Here is a 13,676-nt window from a genome sequence, read left to right as displayed (position 1 = left end):
AGGCCCCGCAGGCCCCCCAGGCACCAGCCCCGCCTCCGGGCTACGGCCAGCAGCCCCCGGCCGCGCCTCCTGGCTACGGCCAGCAGCCGCCGTACGGCCAGATCCCGGGCCAGCCCGGTGCCCCCGGAGCCCCGTCGCAGTACGGCGTGCCCCAGGGCGCCCCGCAGGGCGGTGCCGGTGTGGCCGCCGCGCTCCAGAAGTTCAAGGAGACACCCACCGGGCAGCGGTGGACCCAGCAGAACAAGAAGCTCGTCCGCGTCGACCTCGGCGTCAGCGGCGACCAGGCCGTGCTCGCCCGCCAGGGCAGCATGGTGCTCTACCAGGGCAAGGTCGACTTCAGCTACAAGGGCGCGGGCTTCGCGGGCCGGATCGTGGGAAATGCCACCGGCCAGGAGATGAAGCTGATGCGGTGTTCCGGCAAGGGGCAGGTGTTCCTCGCCGAGAACTCCACGATGCTGCACCCCATCGAGCTCCAGGGCGACGCGATCTGCGTGTCCGCGGAGAACGTCCTCGCCTTCGACGAGAGCCTCCAGTACGAGGTGCGCCGGATCGAGGGGCACGGCATCCCCGGGGGCGCGCTGTTCACCATGCAGTTCCAGGGGACCGGCACGATCGTCGTCAAGACGCACGGCGCGCCCGTCGTGCTGCCCGTGACACCCACGACCTTCGCCGACTGCAACGCCGTGGTCGCCTGGTCCGCCGCCTCCCAGGTGATCGTCTCCAGCCAGGTGCGGATGCGCCGCAACGCCTACCCCGGGGACACCGGCGAGAGCGTGAACCTCCAGTTCCGCGGCGCGCCCGGCAATTTCATCGTCGTCCAGCCGTACGAGGTCTGAGGGAGCCCGTCATGACACAGCCGCTCGCAAGTTTCGCTCCCGCTCCCGTCTCCGCCCGCATGGAGAACCACGGCAACCACATGCTCAAGGTCGCCATGAGCACCGGAAACGACCTTCTCGCGCGCGTGGGCTCGATGATCGCCTACGAAGGGTTCGTCCAGTACGAGCCCAATCCGCCCGCGGTACGCCAGATCGCCAAGGACTGGCTCACCGGCGAGGGCGCGCCCCTGATGAAGTGCTCCGGTGACGGCCTGCTGTACCTCGCCGACTACGGGGCGAACGTCGTCGTGATCAACCTCAACGGGGACGCGATCTCCGTCAACGCCACGAACCTCCTCGCCTTCGACGCGCACCTGACATGGGGCGTCGAGCGCGTCAAGGGACTCGCCAAGTTCGCCGGGCAGGGCATGTGGAACACGAAGATCTCCGGACAGGGCTGGGTCGCGCTGACCGCCCGGGGCAAGCCGATCGTCGTCGACTGCGGCGGTGGCGAGGACGAGACGTACGTCGACCCGGACGCGCTCGTCGCCTGGTCCCCGAACCTCAAGGTCAAGGGCAAGAACAGCTTTAAGGCGCAGTCGCTCCTCGGACGCGGCAGCGGCGAGGCGTACCAGATGGCGTTCTCCGGGCAGGGCTTCGTCGTCGTCCAGCCCAGCGAGGACAGCACCGACCGCCTCCGAGTCCGGGGCTGAGGGGGAGCGACACACCATGCAGAGCCCGATTTTCGGCTACAACGAGCAGCAGACCCAGGAGCGCTGGAGTCTGCAGAACCAGCAGATGCTGCGCGTCGCCCTGGAGGGCCACGACGACATCCTCGCGCGCAAGGGCACGATGGTCGCCTACCAGGGCCTGGTCGAGTTCGACGCCGAGTACCAGACCAACAACCAGCGCCGTTCCCGCGCGCGCACCGGCGAGGGCCTGGACCTGATGCGCTGCCACGGGCAGGGCACGGTCTACTTCGCCAACCTGGCCCAGCGTGTGCACGTGGTGGACGTGGACCACGAGGGCCTCACCGTCGACAGCAGCTACGTCCTGGCCCTGGACTCCTCGCTGCACCACGAGGTGATCGCCGTGGACAGCCTGTACGGCATCTCCGGCTCCGGAAAGTACCAGCTCAACATCACCGGTCACGGCAAGGTCGCCCTGATGACCTCGGGTGCGCCCCTGATGATGCACGTCACGCCGGACAAGTACGTCAACTGCGACGCCGACGCCATCGTGGCCTGGTCCACGGCGCTGCGCGTCCAGATGCAGGCCCAGACGCACTCCTCCGGAGTGTGGCGGCGCCGCGGCAACACGGGTGAGGGCTGGGAGCTCAGCTTCATGGGCCAGGGCTTCATCCTCGTCCAGCCCAGCGAGCTGCTGCCGCCGCAGAACGCCCAGATCGGCTCGGGCCTGGCCGCCCAGTACGGCATGGGCCAGCAGGGGGCCCGCGGACAGAACCAGGGCAACGTCTGGAGCTGACGGCCCAGAAAGCAAACGTAAGGGGCGGCCACCCTTGTGGCCGCCCCTTACACGTCTCTCCCGGCTCAGAGCCTGGTGAGCGTCGCCTCCAGCAGCCGCACCACCGACTCGTCGGCCACGCCCGCCACCTCGTCGTACCGGAACCAGCGCAGGTCGAGTGACTCGTCGCTGATCTCCTGGGTCGCTCCCGAGGGGGCCAGCACCGCGTGCTGCACGTCGAAGTGCCACCGACACGGCGGCGGGATCGGGTGGCGATCCAGGCGCACCGGGCCACCCGGGACAAGCGCCAGGCCGCCGATGCCCGACTCCTCCGTGGCCTCGCGCAGGGCGGCGGCCGCCAGCGTGGCGTCCTGCGGCTCGCAGTGGCCGCCCATCTGGAGCCACATGCGCAGCTTCTTGTGCAGGGTGAGGAGAACCCGGCCGTGCTCGGGGTCGACCACCAGGGCGCTCGCCGTGATGTGCCCGGCGTGGCACGACTTCCACAGGCCGTCCGGGTGCGCCTCCAGATGGTCGAGATACGCCTGGCGCAGCTCCTCCTGGTCCTCGTACCCCTTCAGGACGAGGACCGTGTCGTCGTAGAGGCTCACTCGGTGCTGTCACCCTTGTCGTCGTCGCCCTTGTCGTCCTGGTCCTTCTTCAGGTTCGGCCGCTCGGGGGAACCGCCGTCCGCCGCCTCGCCGAGCATCTTGTCCAGCTCGGAGAAGTCCAGCTGCTCGCGGTGTACGAAGCCGTCCGGGTCGTCCAGGTCCGATGCGTTCGGCAGCATGTCCGGGTGAGCCCACAGGGCGTCCCGGCCGTCGACACCACGCGCGTCCGTGAGCGAGGCCCACAGGCGGGAGGCGTCGCGCAGCCGGCGCGGACGCAGCTCCAGACCGATCAGCGTGGCGAACGTCTGCTCGGCCGGGCCGCCCGTGGCGCGGCGGCGGCGCAGGGTCTCACGGAGCGCGTCGGCGGACGACAGACGGGGCTTCGCGGCGGCGTGGACGACTGCGTCCACCCAGCCCTCGACGAGCGCCAGAGCAGTCTCCAGGCGGGCCAGAGCCGCCTTCTGCTCCGGAGTGTCCTCGGGCTGGAACATGCCCTGCTGGAGTGCCTGCTGGAGCTCCTCGGGATTCTGCGGATCGAACTGGCCGACCACGTCCTCCAGCTTGGCCGTGTCGACCTTGATCCCGCGCGCGTAGCCCTCTACCGCGCCGAACAGGTGCGAGCGCAGCCATGGCACGTGCGCGAAGAGACGCTGGTGGGCGGCCTCGCGCAGGGCCAGGTAGAGACGCACCTCGTCCCGCTCCACGCCCAGGTCCTTGCCGAACGCCTCCACGTTCACCGGCAGCAGCGCGGCCCGGCCGGCGGGGCCGAGCGGCAGGCCGATGTCGGTGGAGCCGACGACCTCGCCCGCGAGCACGCCGACGGCCTGCCCGATCTGCGTACCGAACATGGCGCCGCCCATGGAGCGCATCATGCCGATGAGCGGGCCCGCCATGGCCTGCATCTCCTCGGGCAGGACGTCGCCCATGGCCGCGCCGACGCGCTCGGCGACGGGGTCGACGAGCTCCTGCCACACCGGCAGGGTCGCCTCGACCCACTCCGCGCGGCTCCACGCCAGGGCGGAGCCCGCGCCCGAGGGCAGGGACGTCGCGTCGTCCAGCCACAGGTCGGCCAGGCGCACGGCCTCCTCGACCGCGGAGCGCTCGGCCGGTCCGATGCTGGAGTCCTTGGTGCCGTCCGATGTGCCCTGGGAGACCGTCTGGCGGGCGATCTGCTTCGCCATGTCCCAGTTCACCGGGCCGCCCTCGTACGAGAGCATCTGGCCCAGCTGCTGGAAGGCGGCGCCCAGGTCGGTGGGGTTCATGGAACCGAACATCGCGGCGAGCGGATTGTCGGCGCCGGGGCCTCCGGCACCTGGCAAACCGAACCCGAACGGGTTGGCCGGTCCCTGACCACCACCGCTCTGCTGGTCCTTCTTCTTGCCCTCGTCGCCGTCGTCCGGCTCCTCCGGCGGAAGGCCGAATCCGAATGGGGTGTCACTCACGGGATTCCTCGGCTGGTAAGGCCGCCGGTTCTCTCCGACGGCGCGGCTGCCCGACAACACCACCCAGCGTAGACACCACGGCCGGTTCGAGCCTCGATGCTTCGCCGACAGCCGGCCTGCGGCAGGATGGATGCCACCTGGTACGAACGCGTCACCCGCGTGCGTACTGAAGACAACCGCTGGAGACGCCCGGTGAGTTCCCCAGATCCGCAGGTTCGCGCAACGCGAAACCACTCAACCAGCCCGGCCGTGCGCGGGCCAGTCGTCGCGGTCACCGGAGCCGCGTCCGGGGTGGGCGCGCTGCTCACCGAGCGGCTCGTCGCGTGCGACGAGATCAAGCAGGTCATCGCGATCGACGAGCGGCGCGGTGAGTGCGCGGCGGCCCAGTGGCACGTCCTGGACGTGCGGGACCCCGCGATCGCCGAAAAGCTGCGCGGGGCCGACGTGGTCGTGCACCTCGCGGTCGACCTGGACCTGGGCGCCGACTCTGCGGCACGGACCGCCTACAACGTCCGGGGGACGCAGACCGTGCTGACGGCGGCGGCCGCGGCCGGGGTCCACCGGGTCGTGCTGTGCACGTCCGCGATGGTGTACGGGGCGCTGCCGGACAACGAGCTGCCGCTCTCCGAGGACGCCGAGCTGCGGGCGACCGCCGAGGCGACCGGGGTCGGGGACCTGCTGGAGATCGAGCGGCTCGGGCGCAGGGCGCCGCGCGCCCATCCGGGCCTCAATGTCACCGTAGTGCGTCCCGCCGTACTGGTCGGAGGCACCGACACGGCGCTGACCAGGTATTTCGAGTCGCCCCGACTGCTTGTTGTGGCCGGGTCGCGACCTGCTTGGCAGTTCTGTCACGTCGAGGACCTGTGCGCCGCTCTGGAGTACGCCGTCCTGGAGAAGGCCGAGGGCGAGCTGGCCGTCGGGTGCGACGGGTGGCTGGAGCAGGAGGAGGTCGAGGAGCTCAGCGGGATCCGCCGGATGGAGTTGCCGTCCGCGGTGGCGCTGGGGGCAGCGGCGCGGCTGCACCGCATCGGGCTCACGCCGTCCCCGGCGGGCGACCTGGCGTACACGATGTACCCCTGGGTGGTCAGCGGCAGCCGCCTCCACGACGCCGGCTGGCGGCCCCAGTGGACCAACGAGGAGGTCCTCGCCGAGCTCCTGGAGGAGGTCTCCGGACGGCACACCGTGGCCGGACGGCGGCTCGGACGCAAGGACGCGACGGCGGCGGGCGCCGCGGGTGCGACGGTGGCGCTGCTGGGTACGGCGGCGCTTGTGCGGAGAGCCCGCAAGGCGCGGCGGCGCTGAGACCGTCTGTTCCGCGTTGTCAGTGCCGTGGGGCACGATGGAAGGTATGGCACCCAACAACGATCACCCCGGTGAGCAGGCGGCGCAGGATCCGATCCGGCTGATCGGCATCCGGGAGACACCGCTCTCCGTGGACGAGGTCTTCCTGGCCGTCGGGGACGACGCGGCTGGAGGCACGGCGCTGTTTGTGGGCACCGTGCGCAACCACGACGGTGGTGCCGATGTCGACGAGCTGGGCTACTCGTGCCACCCCAGCGCCGAGGCGGAGATGCGGCGGATAGCCGAGAAGGTCGTCGCCGATTTCCCGGTGCGGGCACTCGCCGCGGTGCACCGGGTCGGGGACCTGAGGGTCGGGGACCTGGCCGTCGTCGTGGCGGTGTCCTGTCCGCATCGGGGTGAGGCATTCGAAGCCTGTCGCAAGCTCATCGACGACCTGAAGCACGAGGTTCCCATCTGGAAGCACCAGCGGTTCTCCGACGGCACTGAGGAGTGGGTGGGGGCCTGTTAGCGCAGCCTGTTTCCGGTTGCGTAACCCCACCCCTGGCGTGAGCGTTGACGGAGCGGATGGTTAATCTGCTGATCAGTCAGTTGCGGTCGCTCTTGGGGTTGGGAGGTCGGCATGGCGGCGCTCGCCTGGTTGCTGATTCCGCTTTTCGCCGCTGTCGGTGCCGGGGTGTGGGGCGGTTGGGCCAGCCGGAACCGCAAGAGCATCGAGGACGGCACCGAGCTCGCGGGTTACACCCGCTTCCGCGAGGCCATGGAGAAGTCCTCGCGCGGCTGAGATCCGGGGGCGGCTGTGTACAGGCGGCCCCGGCAGTGCACTGACAGGCCCGTCCCGTACTGTCGTTCCATGCCACGCCGCACCGCGACGATGCTCGCCTCCACCCTGATGCTGATCGCGCTCCTGTGTGCGGGAGTGTTCATTCGCGTGCCGTACGCGGAGATGTCGCCGGGGCCGACGGTGAACACGCTCGGGGACCACGGTGGCGAGCCGGTGCTGCACATCTCGGGACGCAAGACCTACCCGACGTCCGGGCACCTCAACATGACCACGGTCCGGGTCACCAGCGCCGACTACAAGATGAACCTCGTCGAGGCCGTGTACGGGTGGCTGGCACACGACAACAAGGTGGTCCCGCACGACACGCTGTACCCGGACGGCAAGACGGAGGAGCAGTCGACCCAGGAGAACGCGGAGGAGTTCAGCCAGTCCCAGGAGAGCGCCAAGGTCGCGGCCCTGAAGGAGCTCGACATCCCCGTGAAGTCCTGGGTGATCGTCTCCACCGTCCTCAAGGGCTCGCCGGCCGAGGGCAAGCTGCACGCGGGCGACGTGATCAAGTCCGTCGACGGTACGGCGGTCAAGGCACCCGAGGACGTCGCGAAGCTGGTCACCAAGCACAAGCCCGGCGAGAAGGTCAGGTTCACGATCGTCCCCGCCAAGGCGCAGGCCGCCGCCGAGAAGGAGAACCGGACGCCGACCGAAGTGCAGAACGTCACGATCACCACGGCGAAGTCCGACGACACGGGCGAGGACCGGGCGATCGTCGGGATCTCGGCCGGGACGGACCACACGTTCCCGTTCACCATCGACATCAAGCTCGCTGACGTCGGCGGCCCCAGCGCCGGCCTGATGTTCGCCCTCGGCATCTACGACAAGCTGACTCCGGGCAACCTCACCGGCGGCACGTTCGTGGCGGGCACCGGCACCATCGACGACGAGGGCAAGGTCGGGCCCATCGGCGGCATCGAGATGAAGACGGTCGGCGCGCGCGAAAAGGGCGCCAAGTACTTCCTGACGCCCAAGGACAACTGCGCGACCGCCGCCGGGGACGTCCCAGACGGCCTCACCCTCGTCAAGGTCGACACCATCGGCGACGCGCTCGGCGCACTCAAGGACATCCGCTCCGGCGACACCGCCGACCTGCCGAAGTGCACCACCAAGGGCTGACAGCCGCCGCCCCGCCCCGGTCGCCAACGCCACCGGGGCGCCCCGCGCCCCAGCGGCGTCACCGGGACGTCAGGCCGCGAACGTCGCCGTCAGCGCCTCCGCCAGCCCCGGCACCAGGTCCGACCCGGTCAGCACCTCCGTCGGCGAGTCCTTCTCGCGCAGCCGCAGAGCCGACTCACGTGTCCCGTCCCTGAGGACCGCGACCGTCATGCGGACCTCCTGACGGTCCGGGTGCTCGGCGACCCACCTGGCGAGACGGGCGTCGTCGAGACCGTCCGGAACGGACGCCTCCGCGGACGGCGGCAGCATCAGACGCTCCACCGTGAGCGCGCAGCCGGCCACCGCGTCGGGCCAGGCGATCGTGCCGAGGAACTCGTCCAGCGGCTTGCCCGCCGGGATCTCGTCCTGCTCGATCGGCGTGAGCCCCGAGCTGTCGGACTCGTCCTGCAGACCCAGCCGGTCCGCGAGCGAGGGTTGTTCGGAGCGCAGTCGTGCGGTGTCGACCAGGGCGAAGAGGCGAGCGGGCTGGTCCCAGCCGAGGCCGGAGGCGTACTCGTCGATCTCGAGGACGGCTCGGGTGAGGGGACTCGCTGCCATGGGTGTGTTGGACATGGTCACAATCCTGCCTCGTTCGTTACCCGAACCGGGAACCGAGTAAAGCGTGAGTAAGTTGCATAGGTGAGGCCCCTACGATCTCGAGGATCACGGGCCCTGCAAGATGGTCCGCGATCACGGGGGCCTGACGGATCAACAGCGACTTCGAGGTGCGCACCTTGGCTTTCCAGATGCCGGACCGCGGCGGAGGCCCGACGGGGCCACGGATCAGAGTGGGCCGACCGTCCCGGCGTGTCCGGACCCTGCTCATGACACTGGGCGTTCTGGCCGTCCTGCTCATGGCGTTCGTCATGTTCGCGGGGTTCTGGACGGACTGGCTCTGGTACCGGTCCGTGAAGTACTCCTCGGTCTTCACGACCACCCTGTGGACCAAGATCGGGCTCTTCTTCGTCTTCGGGCTGTTGATGGCGGCCGCGGTCGGCTTCAACATCTGGCTGGCCCACCGGCTGCGCCCGCCGCTGAGCGCCATGTCGGTGGAGCAGCAGAGCCTCGACCGGTACCGCATGGGTATCGCGCCCTACAAGAAGTGGCTGCTGCTCGGGATAACATCCCTGATCGGCCTGATCGCGGGCGCCTCCGCCTCGGGCCAGTGGCGCACATGGCTGATGTGGGTGAACGGCGTCCCCTTCGGGCAGAAGGACCCCCAGTTCCACCTGGACGTCTCCTTCTACGCCTTCGACCTGCCCTGGTACCGCTTCCTGCTCGGCTTCGGCTTCGCAGCCGCGATTCTCTCGCTGATCGCCGCCGCGCTCACGCACTACCTGTACGGCGGCCTGAGGATCACCTCCCCGGGCGCGCGGGCCACGGCCGCGGCCACCGGCCACCTGTCGGTGCTCCTCGGGATCTTCGTCACCCTGAAGGCGGTCGCGTACTGGCTCGACCGGTACGGGCTCGCGGTGAAGTCGAGTGACTTCAAGGCGACGGGCAACTGGACGGGCCTGCGGTACGTAGACGCGAACGCCTACCTGCCGGCCAAGACGATCCTGTTCTGCATCGCCGTCATCTGCGCCCTGCTGTTCTTCGCCACCCTGTGGCGGCGCACCTGGCAACTGCCCGTCATCGGCTTCGGCCTGATGGTGCTCTCGGCGATCCTCATCGGCGGGCTGTACCCGGCGATCGTCCAGAAGTTCCAGGTCCAGCCGAACGAGCAGGCCAAGGAAGCGCCGTACGTCGAGAAGAACCTCGAGGCCACGCGCAAGGCGTACGGCATCGAGGGCGCCAAGGTCGAGGAGTACTCGGGCGAGCGCAACACGGACGACGTGACGAAGCTGCGCGACGACGTGGACAAGACGGCGAGCATCCGCCTGCTCGACCCGAACATCGTCTCGCCGACGTACCAGCAGCTCCAGCAGATCAGGAACTACTACGGGTTCCCTGCCAACCTGGACGTCGACCGCTACAAGGACAAGGACGGCAACGTCCAGGACACCGTCATCGGCCTGCGCGAGCTGAACCTGGGCGGCATCCCGAAGAACAACTGGATCAACGACCACTTCCGCTACACCCATGGCTACGGCGTGGTCGCCGCCAAGGGAACCGCCGCCGACGCGGACGGACGTCCGGTCTTCACCGAGTCCGACCTGCCCTCCAAGAACTCCAACGGGGGCAATCTGGGCACGTACCAGCAGCGGGTCTACTACGGCGAGAAGACCACCCAGTACTCGATCGTCGGCGGTCCCCAGAAGGAGATCGACTACTCCGACGACAGCGGTGAGAAGACCACCAGCTACAAGGGCAAGAGCGGGGTCAACCTCTCCAACCCGGTCAACCGGGCCGCATACGCGGTGGCGTTCAGTGAGCCGCAGATCCTCTACTCCGGTGCCATCGGCGAGGGTTCGCGGATCCTGTACAACCGGACGCCCAAGGAGCGCGTCGAGGCCGTCGCCCCCTGGCTGACGATCGACGGCGACGCCTACCCGGCGGTCGTCGGCGGCAAGATCCAGTGGATCGTCGACGCGTACACGACGACGAACGGCTACCCGTACGCCTCCCGTACGACCCTGGGAGACACGACGGCCGACTCGCTGACGGCGGCCGACAACCAGCGCGCGGTGGTGGCCCAGCAGAACCAGGTCAACTACATCCGCAACTCGGTGAAGGCGACCGTCGACGCGTACACCGGCGAGGTCAAGCTCTACCAGTGGGACACCAAGGACCCGGTCCTCAAGACCTGGATGAAGGCGTTCCCGAACACGGTGAAGCCGAAGAGCGACATCTCGCAGTCGCTCATGGACCATCTGCGGTACCCGCAGGACCTGTTCAAGGTCCAGCGCGAGCTGCTCACCCGCTACCACGTGAAGGACGCGGACACGTTCCTCAGCGGCAGTGAGGTGTGGCAGGTGCCGGACGACCCGACCAACCGGTCCGGGGACGCCGTGCCGCCGTACTACCTGAGCATGAAGCTGCCCGAGCAGGACGCCCAGGCGTTCTCGCTGACGACGACGTTCACGCCGAACGGCCGGGACAACCTGAGCGCGTTCATGTCGGTCAGCGCCCAGGCGGACACCAGCGACTACGGCAAGATCACCATTCTGAAACTGCCGACCGGCAAGACCGTCGACGGTCCCAAACGGGTGCAGAGCCAGTTCAACTCCGAACCGTCCATCGCCGAGTCGATCCGGCTGCTGAGAGGCGGCGACTCGGAGGTCGAGTACGGCAACCTGCTGACGGTGCCGCTCGACGGCGGACTGCTGTACGTGGAACCCGTCTATGTGCGCGGTGGCGACCTCAAGTACCCGCTGCTCAAGAAGGTGTTGGTGACCTACGGAGGCGCCACCGCCTTCGAGGACACCCTCGACGAGGCCCTCAACAAGGTCTTCGGGGCGGAGGGTACGACTCCGCCACCGGACCAGGACGAGGGCGACGGCACGACCGAGCCGCCCACGTCGAGCGACCCGACGGTCCAAGCCGCCCTGAACGACGCCCAGAAGGCCTTCGACGAGGGGCAGGAAGCCCTCAAGAACGGGGACTGGGAGGCGTACGGACGGGCGCAGAAGGACCTGGAGGACGCGCTGCAGCGGGCCGAGGAGGCGCAGTCCAAGGCCAGTGAGCCGAGCGGCGGCAGTCAGGACAGCGACAAGAAAAGCAGTCAGGACAGAGACAAGAACAGCGACGGGAGTTCGGGAAGTAGCTGATCGAGACTCCGTCCCGCGCCGTGATACGGTTGCTGAGCAACGGCGCGGGGTGGAGCAGCTCGGTAGCTCGCTGGGCTCATAACCCAGAGGTCGCAGGTTCAAATCCTGTCCCCGCTACTGAAGTCGAAGGCCCGGATCCTCCAGGGATCCGGGCCTTCGACGTGTGCGCCGGCCCGTGCCGGATCCAGGCCATGAGCAGCCCCGGAACTTCCGGTGACCAGGGCGGGATCCATGGAATGGCTGTTGCGCGTCATGAGTAGTGAGGCGACGACTCGCGAGAAGTGCCGCGCCATGCGACGTGAGTTGGGAAATCTGTGTTTGACTTGTCTCTCTGTGGGCATGTCGACAAAACGCTGAAGTGACCTCACTGACTGCGGTATACCAGGTGTACCCAGGTTGCAGGTGGTGCGACGATGGACGTTATGGGGGACAAGGCAACTCTGTTGGAGGACGGGCGGTTTGCGCAGACTGCGGATTTTCCGCAGTCAACGGACCGGGACGAAGCCGGTGACGCTGTCGAGGAGGCGCGTCAGCGGCTCGCCGCCGAGGCCGGCGACGTCGAGGCGATGAGCGTCCTCGGCGCCATGCTGCTGCGCCGCGGTGATCTCGACGGAGCCGAGCCTCTGCTGCGCGCTGCCACCGCCGCGGGCGACCGTGCCGCCGCCAACAACATGGGTGTCCTTCTGCACCAGCGCGGGTACGCCGACGAGGCCGCCGGCTGGTGGCGGATCGCCGCCGTCGCCGGTTCCGCGGCCGCCGCGCACGCGCTCGGGCGGCACCACCGCGAGCGCGGCGACGAGCCGGCCGCCGAGTACTGGCTGCGCCAGTCCGCCGAGCAGGGGCACGCGCTGGGGGCGTACGCGCTCGCCGACCTGCTGGAGCACCGCAGTGACCCCGGGGCCGAGCAGTGGATGCGGGCCGCCGCCGAGCGCGGGCACCGGGAGGCCGCGTACCGGCTGGCACGGACGCTCGACAGGCGGTCGACGCCGGAGGAGTGCCTCGTCGAGCGGGAGGGCTCCCGGGCGGCAGGAGAGGAGTGCCCGTCCCTGCGCGACGGCGACAAGGACGACAAGGACGTTCGTGAGGGGGAGGCCGGCACTGACAGCGGTGTCGCGGAGGCCGCAGCCGAGGAGGCGGAGCAGTGGTACCGGCAGGCCGCGGCGCGCGGTCACCGGAGAGCGGCGCTGCATCTCGGCGCGATCCTGGAGCGGCGCGGGGAGCTGAAGGAGGCCGGGCGCTGGTACCTGACCTCGGCGAAGGACGGCGAGCCGCGGGCCGCGTGCGCGCTGGGGTTCCTGCTGCGGGATGCCGGGGACACCGAGAGCGCGGCCGTGTGGTGGCTGAAGGCGGCCCAGGACGGCGACGGCAACGCGGCCAACGCGCTGGGTGCGCTGCACGCCGAGCGCGGCGAGACGCAGACGGCCGAGCGCTGGTACCGGGCCGCGATGGACGCCGGCGATGTGAACGGCGCGTACAACCTCGGGCTGCTCTGCGCCGAGCAGGGGCGGACCGCGCAGGCCGAGCAGTGGTACCGGCGGGCCGCGTACGCCGGGCACCGTGAGGCCGCGAACGCGCTCGCGATCCTGCTGTTGCAGGTCGGGGACGCGGCCGGGGCCGAGCCGTGGTTCTCCAAGGCGGCGGAGGCGGGCAGTGTGGACGCCGCCTTCAACCTGGGGATCCTGCACGCGGGGCGCGGGGGCGACGAGGACGCGCTGGTCTGGTACGAGCGGGCGGCTGCCGCCGGGCACACCGAGGCCGCGCTCCAGGTTGCCATCGCGCGGCTCCGTGAGGGCGACGAGCAGGCGGCCGAGCGGCATCTGCGGCAGGCGGCGGGTGGCGGCAGCGCCGAGGCCGCGTACCGGCTCGCCGCCGTGCTGGACGCCAGACGTCCGCCGGCGCCCGCGCACGAGCTGGGCGAGCCGACGCGCGAGAAGAGCGAGTGCGAGGAGTGGTACGAGCGGGCCGCGTCCCAGGGGCACCGGCGGGCCCAGGTGCGGGTCGGCATGCTCGCGGCGGCCCGTGGGGACGTCGTCGAGGCGGCGCGGTGGTACCGGGAGGCGGCGGAGGCCGGGTCCCGGAACGGGGCGTTCAACCTCGGGTTGCTGCTGGCCCGGGAGGGGAGCGAGCCGGAGGCCGCGCTGTGGTGGACGCGGGCGGCTGACGCCGGGCACGGGCGGGCCGCGTTGCGGCTCGCCCTGGTCTACGCGCGTCGGGGTGAGCTGGCGGAAGGGCAGCGGTGGGCGGATCGGGCGGTTTCGCTCGGGCCGGTGGAGGTTGCGGAGCGGGCGGCGCGGTTGCGGGACGCTCTGCGGGAGGAGTTGTCGGCGTAGGGCGTACCCCCTTTGGTG

The 13,676-nt window shown here is 69.8% G+C and carries 12 protein-coding genes and 1 tRNA gene; 10 read left to right on the top strand and 3 right to left on the bottom strand.

The genetic code is table 11. The annotated features are described in order from the left end of the window. From FNH08_RS28110 to FNH08_RS28100, 3 genes are all read left to right on the top strand, one after another. A partial coding sequence (locus FNH08_RS28110) for an AIM24 family protein (RefSeq protein WP_194238641.1) occupies positions 1 to 836 on the top strand: 836 nt, incomplete at its 5' end. A gap of 11 nt (positions 837 to 847) precedes the next feature. After that, a complete protein-coding gene (locus tag FNH08_RS28105; RefSeq protein WP_152774332.1) occupies positions 848 to 1,528 on the top strand; it encodes an AIM24 family protein in 681 nt (226 codons plus the stop codon). Between the two features lie 16 nt (positions 1,529 to 1,544). Further along, the gene (locus FNH08_RS28100; protein WP_152774331.1) at positions 1,545 to 2,300 is read left to right on the top strand and encodes an AIM24 family protein; all 756 of its coding nucleotides are present in this window, start codon (positions 1,545 to 1,547) and stop codon (positions 2,298 to 2,300) included. Positions 2,301 to 2,365: 65 nt separating this feature from the next. On the opposite strand, the gene FNH08_RS28095 is transcribed toward FNH08_RS28100, so the two are convergent. Together FNH08_RS28095 and FNH08_RS28090 are read right to left on the bottom strand one after the other, a co-directional pair. Continuing rightward, positions 2,366 to 2,887 (bottom strand): NUDIX hydrolase, encoded by a 522-nt coding sequence (locus tag FNH08_RS28095; RefSeq protein ID WP_322725581.1) that lies wholly within the window; start codon positions 2,885 to 2,887, stop codon positions 2,366 to 2,368. Beyond that, entirely contained in the window at positions 2,884 to 4,329 is a 1,446-nt protein-coding gene (locus FNH08_RS28090) for a zinc-dependent metalloprotease (protein WP_322725580.1), read from the bottom strand. The genes FNH08_RS28095 and FNH08_RS28090 overlap by 4 nt, the downstream gene beginning before the upstream one ends. Before the next feature lie 192 nt (positions 4,330 to 4,521). Between FNH08_RS28090 and FNH08_RS28085 the strand changes: the two genes are divergently transcribed. From FNH08_RS28085 to FNH08_RS28075, 4 genes are all read left to right on the top strand, one after another. After that, positions 4,522 to 5,631 (top strand): SDR family oxidoreductase, encoded by a 1,110-nt coding sequence (locus tag FNH08_RS28085; protein WP_322725578.1) that lies wholly within the window; start codon positions 4,522 to 4,524, stop codon positions 5,629 to 5,631. A gap of 46 nt (positions 5,632 to 5,677) precedes the next feature. After that, complete coding sequence (locus FNH08_RS28080) at positions 5,678 to 6,139, top strand: molybdenum cofactor biosynthesis protein MoaE (protein WP_152774328.1); 462 nt, start codon at positions 5,678 to 5,680, stop codon at positions 6,137 to 6,139. A gap of 111 nt (positions 6,140 to 6,250) precedes the next feature. Beyond that, the gene (locus FNH08_RS50965) at positions 6,251 to 6,412 is read left to right on the top strand and encodes a hypothetical protein (RefSeq protein WP_194238640.1); all 162 of its coding nucleotides are present in this window, start codon (positions 6,251 to 6,253) and stop codon (positions 6,410 to 6,412) included. Positions 6,413 to 6,481: 69 nt separating this feature from the next. After that, the gene (locus FNH08_RS28075; RefSeq protein ID WP_152774327.1) at positions 6,482 to 7,579 is read left to right on the top strand and encodes a YlbL family protein; all 1,098 of its coding nucleotides are present in this window, start codon (positions 6,482 to 6,484) and stop codon (positions 7,577 to 7,579) included. 69 nt (positions 7,580 to 7,648) lie between these two features. Here FNH08_RS28075 and FNH08_RS28070 read toward each other — a convergent pair whose 3' ends face one another. Further along, entirely contained in the window at positions 7,649 to 8,191 is a 543-nt protein-coding gene (locus FNH08_RS28070; protein WP_152774326.1) for a PPA1309 family protein, read from the bottom strand. A gap of 173 nt (positions 8,192 to 8,364) precedes the next feature. Here FNH08_RS28070 and FNH08_RS28065 point away from each other — a divergent pair, with 173 nt between their 5' ends. The 3 genes from FNH08_RS28065 (at position 8,365) to FNH08_RS28055 (ending at position 13,658) form a co-directional block, all read left to right on the top strand. Beyond that, entirely contained in the window at positions 8,365 to 11,328 is a 2,964-nt protein-coding gene (locus FNH08_RS28065; protein ID WP_152774333.1) for a UPF0182 family membrane protein, read from the top strand. A gap of 43 nt (positions 11,329 to 11,371) precedes the next feature. Next, positions 11,372 to 11,445, top strand: a tRNA-Met gene (locus FNH08_RS28060). 296 nt (positions 11,446 to 11,741) lie between these two features. Next, complete coding sequence (locus FNH08_RS28055; RefSeq protein WP_194238639.1) at positions 11,742 to 13,658, top strand: tetratricopeptide repeat protein; 1,917 nt, start codon at positions 11,742 to 11,744, stop codon at positions 13,656 to 13,658. The last annotated feature ends 18 nt before the right edge of the window (positions 13,659 to 13,676 follow it).

Source organism: Streptomyces spongiae (assembly GCF_009377185.1).
In the GTDB taxonomy this organism is placed as follows: Bacteria; Actinomycetota; Actinomycetes; order Streptomycetales; family Streptomycetaceae; genus Streptomyces; species Streptomyces spongiae.
This window is presented reverse-complemented; position numbering and strand designations above follow the sequence as displayed.